Raw genomic sequence first — 16,153 nt, 5'->3', positions numbered from 1 at the left:
GTCAAGAGGGCGGCTGCCCCAGGAAACCTCAAAAACCACCAGTCACGAGGGCGGCTGCCCCAGCTACGCTCCACCCCGCACCAAGCGGTTGAGGCAGAACGGCCGTCCCCACTCCCCGGCAGCTACCCACCCCACTCCACCTCAATAACGGCATAAGCCCGCGCCGCCCGCTCGTTGAGGCTGAGCAGCGCAACCCCCGCCCGGGCATCCCGCAGCGCATCCGGCCCGAACAGCCGCTCGATGCGGGCGGCCTGGGATGCCAGGTTCAGGGAAGGCAGGTCTTGCCGCCCGTGCAGGCCCTCGGCCAGAGCGAAGAGCTCCAGGCCGAGGGCCTGTCGCTCGTCCTGCGGGATCGCCCAGAGCGCGAGAGCGGCGGCCGATGTTCCGAGCACCGGCTTGTCGCTGAACTCGGGGCGCGCGCGGCGGTAGCCGATGACTCGGGCCCGGAGCGTCTTGACCTGACGGGCGACGAGGTCGGTGTCGCCGGTGCCGTCGGTGAGTTGGGCCGCGATGAACGCGGACAGCGCCATCTGGAACCATGGGGATGAACGTTGTGCCCCGGTGCGGAAGCCATTGATCGCCTCCGCGAAGAGCCGCTGCGCGGTGGGGAGATCGCCGTCCACGCGCATCACCTCCGCCAGGCCGACCTGGCCGATCGAGCGCAGCTCAAGGGCATGCTCCGACTGTCGGTTGATCGCGGCGAATCGCGTGAAGACGTCACGCGCCTCCTCGAGCTGCCCGGAGCCCAGGAGATTGACCGCGAAGATCCACTCCAATTGCTGCAGGTCGTCCGGCACGTCCAGATCGAGGAGCCCGCTTCGCGCCCGCCCGCTCCATCGCAGTGCGTCGTCGTGTCGCGCGGACTGGCTCGAGAGCTGCGCCAACATCATCGCGGCCATCGCGGCCGCCCAGGTGTCTTCGATCTGGGCCGCCAGTTCCCATGCGCGCGCAGCGGCACGCGCTGCGACGAGTGGTTCCCCGTCGTTCTCGGCGATCTGCGCAGAGAACAGGTTGCCGAGGAGCGCGGTCGCGACGTCATCGTCATCGCGCATCGTGTCGAGCATCGCGCGCGCCGCGTCGAGGTCTGTCGCCGCAGACAGGAATCGGCCGAGTGCGCGCAACCGCGGTGGCACGTACTCGGTGCGCCCGAGAAGCGTGCGCACCTGCACGAGGGCGCGCATGCCGCCGGTGTCGCCGACGAAAAGCCCGGTGGCCGCGAGCACCGTGAAGCTGCCGATGGCCGCCTCCAAGTGGTCGGCATCCGGAACATAGCCGCGGGTCGCATCGAGCACGAGCGGTGCGAACGCGACCACCTCGCTGTGTGCGCTGCGCACCGTCCAGTAGTAAGAGAGCAGTGCGAAGACGTCGAGCACGGTCCTGGCGTCACCGGAATCGATTGACTCGCGCAACACCATCACGAGGTTGTCCTGTTCCATCGTGACGGAGCGGAACATGGCAATCTGGCCGGGGCCCTGTGCATGCTCGAGGGCGCCGCGAGCGAACGTCGTCGCCCACGAATGCACGGCCAGCCTGGCCCACTCGGCTTCCGCGCTTCCGCGCAGCTGGGCCTGCCCGAACTCGCGCACGGTCTCGAGCATGCGGTAGCGCAGCGTGCCGGTCTCCTCGTGCTCGTGCACGACGACAAGTGATTGGGCGACGAGCGCATCGAGCACGTCGATCGAGAGCGCGCCGTCATCGGTGCCGTCAGCAGCCCCGCCGGCGCCCTGCGCCTCCGCCGCGATCACGGCCTCGGCGGCCTCCGCGCTGAATCCGTCGGCGAACAGCGAGAGCCGTGCGAGCGCACGCTGCTCGGCCGGGCGCAGCAGCCGCCAGCTCCAGTCGATGACGGCCTGCAACGTCTGGTGGCGCTCGGGGGCGGAGCGATCGCCGTTCGTGAGCAGCGCGAAGCGATTGCCCAGCCGGCTCTCGATCTGTTCGACGGTGAGGGAGCGCACGCGTGCGGCGGCGAGCTCGATGGCGAGCGGCAGCCCGTCAAGACGGGTGCAGAGCCGCGCGATGACGTCGAGGGGCATCGACGCCCCCGGGCGGGCCGCCTGCGCGCGTTCGACGAACAGTGCCACGGCCGGGCCGTAGTGCTGCGGCGTCGCGGCGTCGGATGCCGCAGAGAGCGGGCCGAGCGCGTACACGCGCTCCGCGGTGAGCTCGAGCGGGCTGCGGCTCGTGGCCAGCACGTGCAGTTCCGGGCACGACGCGAGCAACTCGGCGATCCACTCGGCCGAGCCACCCAGCACATGCTCACAGTTGTCGACGACGAGCAGCGTCGGCTGCGCGGCGAGCTCGGCCACGACGCGCACGCGCACGTCTGGTCGGGCGACGGCATCCGCGAGCCGCTGGCCGGCCGGCAGTTCACGGATGCCGAGGGTGCTCGCGAAGGCGAGCGTGACGTCGTCGTCGCTGCGCACGCTGGCAAGCTCGACGACGACGATCAGGGGGAGTTCGGAGCGGCGTGCCAGCTCGTGGGCCAGCCGTGTCTTGCCGAGGCCGCCGGCACCCACGATCGTCACGAGGCGGGACGTCTCGAGTGCGGCGTCGAGCGCCGCGACATCCGCTGCCCGCCCGCGCAACTCGTTGGGGGCGGCCCGCACGCCGATCGATGTCGAGCGTTTCGGCGTCAGCGCGGGTCGCTCGTGCTCGCCGACGAGGATCGCCGCGTTGAAGGCGATCAGCTCAGCCCCTGGCGATGCGCCCAGCTGCTCGCGCAGCTGTCGGCGGAACTCGGCGAACGCGGCCAGCGCCTCGGTGGGGCGCCCGGAGTCGACGAGGGCGCGCAACAGGAGCAGCGCGGTCCTCTCGTTGAGCGGGTCGGCCTGCACGAGCGCGCGCAGTGGGGCGAGCGCCCCTTCGGCCTGCCCGGTGTTGAGCAAGCACTGGGCGCGCGCCTCCAGCAGCCGGGTGCGGAGGCGCGCGGCGACCACCGTGAGCTGATCGCGCACTTCGCCCGCGGGCAGCTCGGCGCCGGGCTCGCCCCGCCAGAGTTCGAGCGCGCGGGTGACGGCGTCCAGCGCCTGGTCCGGGGAGTTGTTCGCGGCCAGGGCCGCGGCGTGGGCCGACAGCGCGCTGGCCCGCGCGATGTCGAGCTCGTCGGCGGCAACCCGCAGCGCGTAACCGCTGGCGTCGGAGTGGATCAGGCCGTCGGCGACGACGCCGCGCAGGCGCGAGACGAGCGTCTGCAGCGCCGCTTTCGCCTGCTTCGGCGGTTCATCGGCCCAGAGCTCGTCAATCAGGAACTCGACGCTCAACGACCCGCCGAGGGGCCGTTGCGAGCCGAGCGCGAGCGCGGTGAGCAGCGTCTTGGCCAGAGCGCCGCTCGGCTCGACGAGCACGCCGTTCTTGCCCTCCACCTGCACGGGGCCGAGCACGGCGACCCGGGGTGGGGGAGTGCGGGTGCGCGTGGCGGCGGCGAGGCGCTCGCCCACCTCGAACTCACCCTCTGACCGCGCGTCATCCTGCACCCTGCGATCCTAGTTTGCGCCGATGCCCGCCTGCTGTGGCCGCCGGCACTGCTGCGGGGCGCATCACAGGCGGCGTTCCCGATTGTTGCGTTTCTTTACGCTCGGGTACTCTGGATTCAGTGACAATCACGACATCTTCCCTGACCATCCGGCCCGCCCTCGACTCCGAGGCTGCGGCCATCGGTCAGCTCACGGAACGCGCCTTCCGCGCCGGCGCCTACGGCCATCTGCCGGTCAGCGATGAGCGCCGGGCGCTGCTGCACGATGCGGCCGGCCGCGCGGCATCCGGAAGCCTCCTGGTCGCGGTGGACGAGCACGACACCATCCTCGGCACCAGCAGCGTGCTGCGCGCCGACGCCGCCTACGCGCGCCGCGCCAACCCGGGCGAGGCCGAGGTGCGCCTGCTCGCCGTCGATCCAGAGGCGCGCGGCGCCGGCATCGGCGAGGCCCTGATGCGGGCCAGCCTCGAGGTCGCCCTCGAGTGGGGCGCCACCGCCCTCGTGCTCGACACTGGCGATCTCAACCTGGCCGCCCAGCGGCTGTACGAGCGGCTCGGCTTTGAGCGCGAGGCCGTCATCGCCGGCACCGGAAGCGCCGCATCGCTCGTCATCTACCGCCTGCCCTTGCAGCAGCGGCCCGACGAGGTGCTCGTGCGCCTGATGCACGACGACGAGACGGATGCCGTCGCGAGCCTCTCCGAGCGTGCCTATTCACACGACTACACGCTGAACGACTCCTACCGTGCGTCGATCGTCGACGTCGCCGGCCGTGCGGCGGAGCACCAGGTGTGGGTCGCCGTCGACACCGTCACCGGCGCCCTGCTCGGCACGGTGTCGACGCCGCGTGCCGGAGCCACCATGACCGACCTCGCCGAGCCGGGCGAGATGGACTTCCGCCTGCTTGCCGTCAGCCCGGACGCCCGCCGCCGCGGGCTCGGCGAACTGCTCAGCCGGCACGTGCTGCTCCTCGGCCGTCTGCGCCGGGTCAGCCAGGTCGTCATGAACTCCGGTCCCGAGATGCTCGGCGCGCACAAGCTCTACGCCCACATCGGCTTCGACCGCCTGCTTGACCGCGAGCCGGTGATGACGTTCCCGAACGGCAACCAGCTCAAGCTGCTGAGCTTCGGCTACGCGCTCACCGCGTAGCAGTGCCCTGCTCGGGCGGCCCAGACCTGCTCGGGCGGCCCAGACCTGCTCGGGCGGCTAGGCCCGCTCGAGCAGCTCGGCCGTGCTGAGCACCTCGGCGAACTCGCCGCCGTGCAAGGTGACTGCCGTCGCGCGGGCGAGCTCGTCGGCGCTGAGCCGCACGCCGCCGGGCCCCTCCAGGTCGAAGGTGTAGGTGGCGTCGATCGGCAGCAGCACCTGATAGCCCAGGTTGCCACCCATCCGGGCCGTCGTGTCGACGCACATGTTGGTCTGGATGCCGCAGAGCACGATCTGCTGGATGCCCTTGTCATCGAGCCAGCCGGCCAGGTCCGGGTCGCCGAAGAACGCCGAGTTGACCTGCTTCGTGACGAACAGCTCGTGCGGGGCGGCGGCGACGAAGTCGACCAGCGCGTTGCCTGGGGCGCTCGGGTTCAGCGGGGAGTCCTCGTCCGAGTCGTGCCGCACCAGCACCACCGGGCGACCGGACGCAGCCCAGGATTCGAGCAGGCGCTGCACGTTCGCCTCGCAGTCCGGGTTGTTGCGGGTGCCCCAGCCGGGGTCGTTGAAGCCCTTCTGCATGTCGATCACGATCAGGGCGGCGTTGGGGTCGAGGCTCATGCACCCATAATGGCGGCTGCGGGCGGCATCCGGAAGTGGCAACGCGGCAACGCGCTAGTCTGGCCAGCATGATCCTGGAACACGCCCTGCTGCCGGTTCTGCCCGGGCGGGAGGCCGAGTTCGAGGCCGCGTTCGCCCGCGCCCGTCCGCTGATCGAACGCCAGCCTGGCTTCCTCAGCCTGCGCCTGTCCCGCGGCATCGAATCGGCATCGAGCTACCTGCTGCTCGTGGAGTGGCAGAGCGTCGAGGCCCACGAGCTGGGCTTCCGCGGCTCGGCGGAGTACCAGCAGTGGCGCCGGCTGCTGCATCCGTTCTACGAGCCGTTCCCCGTGGTCGAGCACTACGCGAGCGTGCTCGAGGCCTGAGCTGCGCGGCTCGGCCTGTGCAGCTCGGCCTGCACAGGCCCTGCCCAGTGCGCGCTGCTAGTCTGTTCTCAGGCCGCTGACCGCGGCCCCGGACGAGGGATCAGTACCCGGAACGCGACAAGACTGGCCACGGGAGTGCACAGTCATGTCATGGATCATCCTTATCGTCTCCGGCGTGCTCGAAGCCGTCTGGGCCACCGCGCTCGGCAAGTCTGAGGGCTTCACGAAGCTCTGGCCGTCGGTCATCTTCGGCATCAGCATCGTGCTCAGCATGGGCGGCCTCGCTCTCGCCATGCGTGGAATCTCGACCGCGACGGCGTACGCCATCTGGGTCGGCATCGGCGCATCGCTCACCGTCATCTACGCCATGGTCACCGGCGATACGAGCGTCTCGTGGATCAAGATCGCGTTGCTGATGGGGCTCGTCGGCTGCATCGTCGGCCTCAAGTTCGTCGACTAGCGAGCCCTGCCAACGCGCGGCGCGGGGAGCCGCGGCGCTCGGCGAAACCTGACAGACCCTGGCCGCAGTCGGTCGAGCTTGTCCCGCTGGTCGAACTCGTCCCGCTGGTCGAGCCTGTCCCGCTGGTCGAGCCTGTCGAGACCCCGATTTCGACAGCCTCGATCAGCAGGGGTTCCGCACTCCCCGTTGGCTCGAGGGAGCGCCAGCGACCGAAGCCAACCCGCCCACATCCCGCCGAGCGCCCGGGCACAAGGTGCCACCCAGCGCTCCAATCCCAGCGCTCCATTCCCGGCGCTAGACGTAAACGACGACCGCCCAGGCCAGCCCGGCGATCAACACCCAAGAGAGCAGGCCGACCAGCAGCGCGCGCCAGCCGGTGAGCACCAGCTCCCGCAGCCGCACCGCCGAGCCCAGGCCGAACAGCGCCATGGCGAGCAGCGCCGTCTGCATCCAGTCGGCGACCTCCAGCACGGCATCCGGAACGGGCAGCACGGTGCGCACGACGACGGCCGCGAGGAACCCCAGCACGAACAGCGGCACGATCGGCGGCCGTGCTCCGGCATCCGGTGCCGTGCCGCCGGTGGCCTCTGCAAGGGCGACGGCGGCGCTGTGCTTGCGGCGCTCGATGCCGGCGACGGTCGCAACCATTGGGGCCAGCAAGACGACGCGGGTCAGCTTGACGACGATCGCGACGGCCAGCGCGGCCGGTCCGGCGATCTGGGCCGTTGCGACGACCTGGCCGACGTCGTGCACGCTGGCGCCGACCCACTGCCCGAACTGCTCGTTGCTGAGGCCCAGCGGATGCCAGAGCAACGGCAGCACGGCGATCGCGAGCGTTCCGCAGAGCGTGACGAGGGCGACCGGCGTCGCCGTCTCCTCGTCCTTGGCCCTGACCACGCCACTCATGGCGCCGATCGCCGAGGCGCCGCAAATCGAGAAACCGGTCGCGATCAGCAGCGGCTGGTGGCCGGGCAGCTTGAAGGCGCGGCCGAGTCCGATCGTGCCGACGAAGGTGAGCAGCACGATCACGACGATCATGGCGATCGAGATCCAGCCGAGGCCGAGGATGTCTACGAGGCTGAGCTTCAGGCCGAGCAGCACGACGCCGAGGCGCATGAACTTCTTCGAGGCCACTCCGAGGCCGGCCTTGAGCGGGCCGCCGAGGGCTGGCCGGAGCGCCGGGATCTGGGCGACGATGATGCCGAGCGCCACGGCGGCCGTCAGCAGCGGCACCGCGGGGATCAGAGCGTGGATTCCCCATGACAGGAGGGCGGCCGCGGCCGCGAGGGCGATACCGGGCAACCACTTCACCCATCGAGCCTAACGGCACGCCAGAACCACAAAAACAGGAGCAGAGCCCCGGCGGCGCCATATCTGACGTGCCGAGGCTCTGCTCCTGTTTTTTTGTGCGCCGGTCGGCGCGTGCGCCTAATGGGTGCGGAAGCGCGCCGTCATCGGGCAGTCGAACGGGTCTCGGGCCGAGAGGCCGACCCGGTTGAGGTAGTCCACGACGATGCCATAGCTCTGGAACAGGCCGGTCTCGGTGTAGTTGATCGAGTGCGCGGTGCAGTACTCCTTGACGAGCTCCTGGGCCTTGCGGAGGTGCGGCCTCGGCATGTTCGGGAACAGGTGGTGCTCGATCTGGTAGTTGAGGCCGCCCATGAACGTGAGCATGCCCCAGCCGCCGCGGATGTTGCGGCTGGTGAGCACCTGGCGGCGCAGGAAGTCGACCTTGGAGTCGTGCGGGAGGATCGGCATTCCCTTGTGGTTCGGGGCGAAGGACGCGCCCATGTACACGCCGAAGACGGCCAGCTGCACGCCGAGGAAGGCGAAGGCCATGCCGACGGGCAGGAAGATGAACAGCACGGCCAGGTAGGCGGCCAGACGGGTGACGATCATGCTGATCTCGAGGCCGCGCTTGTCGACCTTGCCCTTGCCCATCACGGTGCGGAGGCCGTGCATGTGCAGGTTCAGGCCCTCGAGGGTGAGCATCGGGAAGAACAGCCAGCCCTGGCGGCGGGTGACCATCGCGTGCAAGCGGTTGACCTTGGCGGCCTCGTCCGGCTGGAACACAATGAAGTCGTTGTCGATGTCCGGGTCTTTGCCGACCACGTTCGGGTTGGAGTGGTGCCGGGAGTGCTTGGTCATCCACCACGAGTAGCTGATGCCGACGAAGGCGTTGGCGAGGATGCGCCCGGCCCGGTCGTTCGCCTTGCCCGACTCGAACACGGTGCGGTGCGAGGCCTCGTGCGCCAAGAAGGCGAACTGGGTGAGCACGATGCCGAGCGCGCCGGCCATGAGCAGCTGGAACCAGCTGTCACCCAGCAGCACGAATCCGGTCACGATGCCGCCCAGGGCGACCAGGAGGATGCCGAACACCATCCAGTAGAACCAGGTGGCCCGCCGCAGCAGGCCGAGGTTGCGCACCGTGTGCAGCAGCGCCGAGTACTCGGTCGTCGGGTTCTGTCGGTCACCGCCCGGCCGGGTGCGGATGATGCGCACTGCAGGCTTCGTGATTGTGACGGATGCCGCGGCTCCGGCGGCAAGGGGGGCGATATTCGCTTCGCTCATCGTCGACCTTCGTGTGAGTGACTTCCCAGTCTGGATTGGGCAACTGCCCGGAGCTCACGGTGTCGAGATTCGTACGGCGACATTGCGATCGGATGAAGAGCAGCCTACGTCCGATTGGCTGTGAAACGGCCTCAATTACAGCCTTAGCACATGCCGTGGCGGGAATATGAGGGGTGTATGTTCCTCGCTGGCAATGTGCCAGGTTTCTCGCCTGATTTCGAGCGGAACTCAGACCCAGCTCGGCAGCCACATGTGCAGGTTCCAGAACCAGTACGGCACCTGCTGTCCCGTCCAAATCGGGTAGAAGAAGGCGCTGACCAGTGTGACGACGCTGAGATACACCGCGACCACGCCGATGCCGCGCTGCCTGCGCCAGCTGGCGTCGTTGCGTGAGCCGAGAATGATGGCGATGACGGCACCCAACCCGAGCAGCAGGTACGGCTCGAAGGCGATTGTGTAGAACTGGTACACGGTGCGGTTCAGGTACATCAGCCAGGGCAGGTAGCCGGCGGCGACGCCCATCAGGATCAGGCCGATCTGCCATTCGCGGTAGCGCGCCAGCCGGTACAGCAGGTAGAACAGCGCGGCCGTGGCGGCCCACCAGATCAACGGGTTGCCGATGGAGTGGATCGCCGCGCTGCACGCGTCGTACTCGCATCCGTTCTGTCCGAACGTCGACCCCTCGTAGTACATGCTCGTCGGCCGGATCATGAACAACCAGGTCAGCGGGTTCGCCTGGTACGGGTGGGGCGTGCTGAGCCCGATGTGATAGTTGTAGGCGGCGACCTGGTAGTGCCAGAAGCTCTGCAGGCTCTGCGGCACCCAGGCGAGGGCGCCGGTCCAGGCGTTGCCGGCCTGGGCTGCCCAGTCGCGGTAGTAGCCGCCGGCGGTCACGAACCAGCCGGTCCAGCTGACCAGGAACGTCAGCACGGCGATCGGCACCAGCAGCAGGAACGAGACCGGGCCCTGCTTGAGCACGGCCGAACTCGCCCAGAACGGGATGCCGGCGCGCCGCCGGGCGAGCGCGTCGACGACCACCACGTAGATCCCGAACGCCGCCAGGAAATGGAAGCCGGACCATTTGACGCTCGCCGCCATGCCGAAGGCGAGCCCGGCCGCCAGCAGCCACGGCCGCCACCATAGGGCGGGCCCCCAGCTGGACTCCGAGGCGAGGCCGGCATCCGCCCGCTCCTGGCGTTCCGCCACCCAGGCGCCCAGGCGTTTCTCATGCCAGTTGCGGTCGAGCAGGACCGCGCCGAAGCCGAGCAGGGCGAACAGCATCAGGATGCCGTCGAGCAGCGCCACCCGCGACATCACGATCGCGTGACCGTCGATGGCGAACAGGAACCCGACGATCACGGCGACGATGGTCGAGGAGAACAGCCGCCGCGCGATCACGGTGAGCAGGAAGACGGCGAGCACGCCGACGACGACGGTGCCGATGCGCCACCCGAAGGAGCTGTCGGCGCCGAACGCGGCCAGGCCGAGCGCGATGACCCACTTGCCGAGCGGGGGGTGCACCACGAAGGAGCCCACGTCGGTGAAGATGTCGGTGTCGCCGGCGTTGAACCGTTCGTCGGCGCCCTCCGGCCAGGTCGACTCATAGCCGTTGTTCAGCAGCGTGTACGCGTCTTTGACGTAGAAGGTCTCGTCGAAGACGAGGGAGTGCGGGTTGGCGAGGTTCCACAGTCGCAGGATGGCGGCGAGCAGCGTGACGGCGAGCGGGCCGCCCCAGTACCAGAACCGCCGGCGGCCGGGTGTGCTGAGCAGACGCGCCCACCACTCATCGAGCCGGCTGCCGCGCGGCTCCTCGACATGACGAGCGGCGTCGTCGCCCTCCAGCGCGCGGTCCGGCTGCGCTGGGGCGGATGCCGAGAGGGTGCCCGGGGCATCGTCGCCGCTTGGCTGGCGCAGCGGTCCGATGCTCATTCGCCCATGCTAGGCCAGACTGGACTCATGATCATTCTCGCGGCGACCCCCATCGGCAATCTCAAGGACGCCTCTGTACGGCTGGTCGAGGCGCTCGGCACCGCCACCGTGATCGCCGCAGAGGACACCCGCGTCACGCAGCGCCTGCTCGCCGCCCTCGGCATCGAGAACCGGCCCCGCCTGATCGCGCTGCACGACCACAACGAGCGGGAGAAGTCGATCGAGCTCGTCGAGCTGGCCCGCGAGACCGATGTGCTCGTCTTGAGCGACGCCGGGATGCCGACCGTCTCCGACCCCGGCTTCCACCTCGTCGACGCCGCGGCCAGCGCCGGCGTGACTGTCACCGCCCTGCCCGGCCCGAGCGCCGTGCTCACCGCACTGGCCGTCTCTGGCCTGCCGACCGACCGCTTCAGTTTCGAGGGTTTCCTGCCGCGCAAGCATGGCGAGCGGATCAGCACCTTCGGCGAGCTGCGGGATGAGCGCCGCACCATGGTCTTCTTCGAGTCGCCAAACCGGCTGGCCGCCTCGCTCACCGACATGGCCAGCGTGTTCGGAGCCGACCGCCGGGTCGTGGTCTGCCGCGAGCTGACGAAGTTCTACGAGGAGGTCAAGCGCGGAAGCGCGGCCGAGCTCGCGGAGTGGGCGGCATCCGGGGTCAAGGGCGAGATCTGCATCGTCGTGGCGGGAGCGGAGAAGCGCGTCGGCGACCTCGCCACCGGCGTCGCCGAGGTGCTGGCGCTCGTCGCAGCGGGGGAGCGGTTGAAGGATGCCGCGGCCGTCGTCGCGGAGGGCACCGGGCTCGGCAAACGCGAGCTCTACCAGGCGGCGCTCGAGGCCAAGCCGGCCAAGCCGGGCAAGCCCGTCGCACCCGCCGCGCCGCAGGGCTGAGCCGGTCGCCACCAGGCCGCAGGGCTGAGCCGGTCGCCACCAGAAGGGCGAGTCTCATCGCGCCCTGGTCGACGAGACTTGCCGTTGCAGTTGTAAGCGGACGAGAGGAGCGCGGCTCCTGTCGTGACCGGTCCAAGCCCCGTTGACAGGGGGAGCGACTCGCTTCGCGGCGCGGAGAGCAACGGCGAGCTCCCTGAGTATGCTGCGTGCATGTCAAGACTGGGAAAAGCGGAACCTGCGGGCAGGCGTCGACTTTTTTCGGTGATGGCGGCCTTGGGCCTGTCGCTTGTCGTTCTTTCTGGCTGTTCGGCGATCAACTTCGCCCCGCCCGGCGCATTTGACAAGGTGGATGCCGCGGCCGAGTTGCTCAGCGTGGGTGACGCTGGAGACGTCACGTTCGAGGAGCGTTACGGGGGTAAGTGGTTCTTGGGTGATCCCCCGACGCTCGTCGCCATTGTCGAAGGAGCTGACGCCGAATCAGTTCTGCTCGGGCAGCTCGAGGAAGCCGGCTTCTCCGTTCGTGGGCTCCCTGACGCTGCGAACGGCCAAACAACGTGGGAGCGAGGTCGTGGTGAGGACTACTTAGGTGTGAGTCTTCGTCCCGTGATCGAGGGTGACGAAATCTCCGGCGGCGAACGTTCCGAACTCGCGAACGGAACTGGCGTGGCGATCTGGATCTTGAGCCCGAAGTGACGGCGCCCCGATTCGGGAGGCGTGAAAGATGCGGGGCCTCTGGCCCGGCGTGACTACCGAGCACGGCATTCAGCAACTGGCCCAGGACTAGCCCGCCAGAGTGGGCTGAGCCGGTCGCACTCGACTCGTGGTTCTGCGAGTGGGAGGGGATTGCGGGCGCCCGGGGACGGTGCGAGCATGGCAGCGGAGGTGCCCCTCATGCCCCTGCAGCAGACCAACGCTGAGCCCCAGGTCCTCGATGGCCGGGTTGCCATCGTCTACGGCGCCGGCGGCCAGGTCGGCAGCGCCGTGTCGCGCGCCTTCGCCCGTGCAGGAGCCACCGTGCACCTGGCCGGGCACACCGCGGCCCCGCTGGAACGGCTCGCCGCCGAGATCCGCGCGGCGGGCGGGCGGGCCGAGCCTGCCGTGGTCGACGCGCTCGACGAGGGGCAGGTCGACCGGCACGCCTCCGCAGTGGTCGCGGCGGGCGGGCGCATCGACATCTCGTTGAACGTGATCGCGGTCGGCGAGGTGATGGGCACGCCGCTCGTCGAGATGGAGCTCGCCGACTTTGAGCAGCCGATACACCGTGCCGTGCGCACCGCCTTCCTCACGGCACGAGCCGGGGCCAGGCAGATGGTCGAGCAGGGCTCCGGCGTTCTGTTGTTCTTCGGCGGCTCCGGCGACCCGGTGCGCGAGTTCAGCATCGGCGGCTTCCAGGTCGCGTTGCAGGCCGTCGACCAGCTGCAGAAGCAGTTCGCCGCCGAGCTCGGGCGCCGTGGCGTGCGCACCGTCATGATCCAAACGGGCGGCATCGTGGACGCCAACCCCGCCGAGAGCCCCGAGTCGGCAGAGATCGCCGAGATGGTCGCCGCTGAGACGCTGCTCGGCCGGGCAGCCGTGCCGGAGGACGTCGGCGCTGTCGCGGTGTTCGCCGCATCGGATCACGCGCGCACGATCACCGCCGCAAATCTCAATATTTCAGCCGGCGCGATCCTGCCGTAGCGGCAGCCGCACCGGGAACAGTGGAAGGCCAGTAGTTGTTCTAACCGTTAACGCCCGTGGTGGAGGTGCACCGTGCCGAAAGCAGTGAAGTACTCCCGATATGGCGGCCCAGATGTTCTGGAGGTCGTCGAGATTGAGATGCCGGTGCCCGGCCCGGGCGAGGCGCTGATCGAGGTGGTGTCCGCCGGGCTGAACCCGGCAGACTCACGCCTGCGCGAAGGCAAACTGGCCGAGCGGATGCCGGCACACTTCCCCCAAGGCATCGGCTCAGACTTCGCCGGCTATGTCATGGCGACCGGCACCGGCGTCAGTCGGGTCGCCGTGAACGACGCGGTGATCGGGCACACCTCGCGCGGCTCGCTCGCCACCCACCTGGCCGTGCCGGCCGCGAACCTCACCCCCAAGCCGCCGCACCTGCCGTGGGAGGTCGCCGGCAGCTTGTTCGTGACGGGCATCGCGGCCTGGGCGGCGGTGAACGCGCTGGGCATTGGCAAGGGCGACACCGTCGTCATCTCGGCGGCCGCCGGCGGCGTCGGCTGCATCGCGGCACAGCTGGCCCGGCTGCGCGGCGCGCGGGTCATCGGAACCGTCAGCGAGCGCAACGCCGACTTCCTGCGGCAGCTCGACGTGATCCCCGTCGTGCACGAGGGCGATGTCGCCGCTCGGATCCGGGAACTCGCACCGGAGGGCGTCGACGCCTACCTGGACACCTTCGGCGGCGACAACATGGAGATCGCACGCTCACTCGGGGTGCCGGCTGCGCGCATCCGCAGCGTCCTCGATTGGGAGGGCGTGCAGGATTTCGGGCCCGACGAGTACGGCAGCACCGGCCCCTCCGAAGCCCGCACCGTGGCACCCGGCGCCATCGAATCGGAGACTGCGGAATCGGAGGCTGCGGAGCCCGACAAGGCCGACAACACCGAAAAGGCCGCGGAGGACGAGGTGACCGAGGAGTCCGGCACCGCCGTCATCGCCCGGCTCGCTCGGCTGGCCGAACAGCACCGGCTACTGCTGCCCATCTCCGACATCTTCGCGATCGACGAGGTGCGGGAGGCCTTCGAGGAGCTGGACCGCGGCCATGTCAGGGGCAAGCTCCTGCTCGGCATGCACCCGGTCGGCTACGCCCGGCAGCGCGTGCACGGCGCCACCTCGCACGGGGTGCCGCTCAAAGAGTCTGCGTCGACCGTTGACGTGCCGACGGAGCACCCGCGGATGCGCGTCTTCGAGAACCTGCCGCCGGTGCTCGGGCACCTGCGCGGGCAACACCACCCGCACCCCTCTGAGCAGCTGGACGCCGAGCTCGCCGCGGAATCCGCCGCCGTGGCAGAGGCCGAAGCGACCGTCGAATCAGATGGCGAAGCGGCCGCCGAGCGCTGAACGGCACCAGCGGCCGGTAACGGGGACCCGGTGGCATCCTGCGCCCGAATAGAATGGAGCGCATGTCCGATGGCTCCTCTTTCTTTGTCACCACGCCGATCTTCTACGTCAATGACGTGCCGCACATCGGACACGCCTACACCGAGGTGGCCGCCGATGTGCTCGCCCGCTGGCACCGCCAGCGTGGCGACGACACCTGGTTCCTGACCGGAACCGACGAGCACGGCCAGAAGATCCTGCGTACGGCGACCGCCAACGGCGTCACCCCGCAGGAATGGGCCGACAAGCTGGTGGAGGAGGCATGGAAGCCGCTGCTGGAGACGATCGACCTCTCCAACGACGACTTCATTCGCACCACGGAGAAGCGCCACGAAGAGAACGTGCAGAAGTTCCTGCAGCACCTCTACGACGCCGGCTTCATTTACACCGGCGAGTACGAGGGCTACTACTGCGTCGGCTGCGAGGAGTACAAGCAGCCGGGCGACCTCGTCGACGGCACAGGCGAGTACGCCGGCCAGAAGGTCTGCGCGATCCACTCCAAGCCGGTCGAGCTGCTGCACGAGAAGAATTACTTCTTCAAGATGAGCGCATTCGCCGAGCAGCTGTTGGCCCTCTATGAGGAGCGCCCCGACTTCGTCCAGCCCGAGAGCGCCCGCAACGAGGTCATGTCCTTCGTGCGTTCCGGCCTCGACGACCTCTCCATCTCCCGCTCCAGCTTCGACTGGGGCGTCAAGGTGCCGTGGGACGAGTCGCACGTTGTCTACGTCTGGTTCGACGCGCTGCTGAACTACGTCACCGCCGTCGGCTACGGCCAGGACGACGAGCAGTTCGAGCGCCGTTGGCCGGCCACGCACCTGGTCGGCAAAGACATCCTTCGCTTCCACGCCGTCATCTGGCCTGCCATGCTGATGGCCGCCGGCCTGCCGGTGCCTCACCGCGTCTTCGGTCACGGCTGGCTGCTGGTCGGCGGCGAGAAGATGTCCAAGTCGAAGCTGACCGGCATCGCCCCCACGCAGATCACCGACACCTTCGGCTCCGACGCGTTCCGCTACTACTTCCTGCGTGCCATCAGCTTCGGCCAGGACGGCTCCTTCTCGTGGGAGGACCTGCACGCCCGCTATACCTCCGAGCTGGCCAACGGCTTCGGCAACCTGGCCTCGCGCGTGATCGCCATGGTCAACCGCTACTGCGACGGCGTCATCCCCGCCGCCGCCGACATGACCGACGCGGATGCCGTCATCCACGCGATCGAGCGCACCGCCACCGCCACGGCATCCATCGCCATCGACCGGCTCGCCATCCACGAGGCGATCGCCGAGGTCTGGACGCTCGTCGACGGGCTGAACGGCTACATCACCGACCAGGAGCCGTGGGCCCTGGCCAAGGACCCGGAGAAGCGGGAGCGCCTGGAGACGGTGCTGTACACCGCCGTCCGCGGCCTCGGCACGCTCGCCGTGCTGCTCTCCCCGGTACTGCCGAAGGCCACGGCGAAGCTGTGGACCGCTCTCGGCGGCGACGGCGTCGTGCAGGAGCAGCGCATCGACAAGGCGTGGGAGTGGACGGGTGCGGCATCCGTCGGCACCCTCGAGGCCCTGTTCCCGCGGATCGAGACCTCGGCCGAGTAACATCCTCGCCGCTACGAATCAGGAA

The 16,153-nt window shown here is 69.2% G+C and carries 13 protein-coding genes and 1 riboswitch; of the genes, 8 read left to right on the top strand and 5 right to left on the bottom strand.

All coding sequences use genetic code 11. The annotated features are described in order from the left end of the window. Window positions 1-122 precede the first annotated feature (122 nt). Entirely contained in the window at window positions 123-3,473 is a 3,351-nt protein-coding gene (locus AWU67_RS09980; protein ID WP_067228439.1) for an ATP-binding protein, read from the bottom strand. Between the two features lie 119 nt (window positions 3,474-3,592). Between AWU67_RS09980 and AWU67_RS17190 the strand changes: the two genes are divergently transcribed. Continuing rightward, window positions 3,593-4,618, top strand: a complete 1,026-nt coding sequence (locus AWU67_RS17190; protein ID WP_160329738.1) for a GNAT family N-acetyltransferase — start codon at window positions 3,593-3,595, stop codon at window positions 4,616-4,618. A 57-nt stretch (window positions 4,619-4,675) separates the two neighbouring features. Here AWU67_RS17190 and AWU67_RS09970 read toward each other — a convergent pair whose 3' ends face one another. Beyond that, window positions 4,676-5,236, bottom strand: coding sequence for a cysteine hydrolase family protein (locus AWU67_RS09970; RefSeq protein ID WP_067228436.1), 561 nt, complete (start codon window positions 5,234-5,236; stop codon window positions 4,676-4,678). A 68-nt stretch (window positions 5,237-5,304) separates the two neighbouring features. Between AWU67_RS09970 and AWU67_RS09965 the strand changes: the two genes are divergently transcribed. Both AWU67_RS09965 and AWU67_RS09960 read left to right on the top strand, forming a co-directional pair. Further along, window positions 5,305-5,601 (top strand): antibiotic biosynthesis monooxygenase family protein, encoded by a 297-nt coding sequence (locus AWU67_RS09965; protein ID WP_067228433.1) that lies wholly within the window; start codon window positions 5,305-5,307, stop codon window positions 5,599-5,601. Window positions 5,602-5,668: 67 nt separating this feature from the next. Beyond that, a riboswitch (guanidine-III (ykkC-III) riboswitch) is annotated at window positions 5,669-5,733 on the top strand. Window positions 5,734-5,746: 13 nt separating this feature from the next. After that, complete coding sequence (locus AWU67_RS09960) at window positions 5,747-6,061, top strand: DMT family transporter (protein WP_067228431.1); 315 nt, start codon at window positions 5,747-5,749, stop codon at window positions 6,059-6,061. 294 nt (window positions 6,062-6,355) lie between these two features. Here AWU67_RS09960 and AWU67_RS09955 read toward each other — a convergent pair whose 3' ends face one another. From AWU67_RS09955 to AWU67_RS09945, 3 genes are all read right to left on the bottom strand, one after another. After that, on the bottom strand, window positions 6,356-7,372 hold the full coding sequence (locus AWU67_RS09955; RefSeq protein ID WP_067228429.1) for a YeiH family protein: 1,017 nt from the start codon (window positions 7,370-7,372) through the stop codon (window positions 6,356-6,358). A 117-nt stretch (window positions 7,373-7,489) separates the two neighbouring features. Then, entirely contained in the window at window positions 7,490-8,632 is a 1,143-nt protein-coding gene (locus AWU67_RS09950) for a fatty acid desaturase family protein (protein WP_082716904.1), read from the bottom strand. 228 nt (window positions 8,633-8,860) lie between these two features. Beyond that, the gene (locus AWU67_RS09945) at window positions 8,861-10,561 is read right to left on the bottom strand and encodes a dolichyl-phosphate-mannose--protein mannosyltransferase (protein ID WP_067228426.1); all 1,701 of its coding nucleotides are present in this window, start codon (window positions 10,559-10,561) and stop codon (window positions 8,861-8,863) included. 27 nt (window positions 10,562-10,588) lie between these two features. Here AWU67_RS09945 and rsmI point away from each other — a divergent pair, with 27 nt between their 5' ends. The 5 genes from rsmI to metG all read left to right on the top strand — a co-directional run bounded on the left by rsmI (window position 10,589) and on the right by metG (window position 16,128). Next, window positions 10,589-11,449 (top strand): 16S rRNA (cytidine(1402)-2'-O)-methyltransferase, encoded by an 861-nt coding sequence (rsmI, locus tag AWU67_RS09940; RefSeq protein WP_067228422.1) that lies wholly within the window; start codon window positions 10,589-10,591, stop codon window positions 11,447-11,449. Between the two features lie 210 nt (window positions 11,450-11,659). Continuing rightward, window positions 11,660-12,142, top strand: a complete 483-nt coding sequence (locus tag AWU67_RS09935) for a hypothetical protein (protein WP_129586686.1) — start codon at window positions 11,660-11,662, stop codon at window positions 12,140-12,142. Window positions 12,143-12,340: 198 nt separating this feature from the next. Then, window positions 12,341-13,126 carry an SDR family NAD(P)-dependent oxidoreductase gene (locus tag AWU67_RS09930; protein WP_067232547.1) on the top strand — a complete coding sequence of 262 codons (786 nt, stop codon included), beginning with the start codon at window positions 12,341-12,343 and terminating at the stop codon, window positions 13,124-13,126. 72 nt (window positions 13,127-13,198) lie between these two features. Next, window positions 13,199-14,503 carry an NADP-dependent oxidoreductase gene (locus AWU67_RS09925; protein ID WP_129586685.1) on the top strand — a complete coding sequence of 435 codons (1,305 nt, stop codon included), beginning with the start codon at window positions 13,199-13,201 and terminating at the stop codon, window positions 14,501-14,503. Between the two features lie 62 nt (window positions 14,504-14,565). Continuing rightward, window positions 14,566-16,128, top strand: coding sequence for a methionine--tRNA ligase (gene metG / locus AWU67_RS09920; protein WP_067228415.1), 1,563 nt, complete (start codon window positions 14,566-14,568; stop codon window positions 16,126-16,128). The last annotated feature ends 25 nt before the right edge of the window (window positions 16,129-16,153 follow it).

It is taken from the genome of Microterricola viridarii, from assembly GCF_001542775.1.
GTDB lineage: Bacteria > Actinomycetota > Actinomycetes > Actinomycetales > Microbacteriaceae > Microterricola > Microterricola viridarii_A.
This window is presented reverse-complemented; position numbering and strand designations above follow the sequence as displayed.

Coding starts and splice junctions, on each gene's coding strand:
- metG (WP_067228415.1), top strand. CDS start 14,566: ATGTCCGATGGCTCCTCTTTCTTTGTCACCACGCCGATCTTCTACGTC.
- AWU67_RS09935 (WP_129586686.1), top strand. CDS start 11,660: ATGTCAAGACTGGGAAAAGCGGAACCTGCGGGCAGGCGTCGACTTTTT.
- AWU67_RS09950 (WP_082716904.1), bottom strand. CDS start 8,632: ATGAGCGAAGCGAATATCGCCCCCCTTGCCGCCGGAGCCGCGGCATCC.
- rsmI (WP_067228422.1), top strand. CDS start 10,589: ATGATCATTCTCGCGGCGACCCCCATCGGCAATCTCAAGGACGCCTCT.
- AWU67_RS09965 (WP_067228433.1), top strand. CDS start 5,305: ATGATCCTGGAACACGCCCTGCTGCCGGTTCTGCCCGGGCGGGAGGCC.
- AWU67_RS09960 (WP_067228431.1), top strand. CDS start 5,747: ATGTCATGGATCATCCTTATCGTCTCCGGCGTGCTCGAAGCCGTCTGG.
- AWU67_RS09930 (WP_067232547.1), top strand. CDS start 12,341: ATGCCCCTGCAGCAGACCAACGCTGAGCCCCAGGTCCTCGATGGCCGG.
- AWU67_RS09945 (WP_067228426.1), bottom strand. CDS start 10,561: ATGAGCATCGGACCGCTGCGCCAGCCAAGCGGCGACGATGCCCCGGGC.
- AWU67_RS09970 (WP_067228436.1), bottom strand. CDS start 5,236: ATGAGCCTCGACCCCAACGCCGCCCTGATCGTGATCGACATGCAGAAG.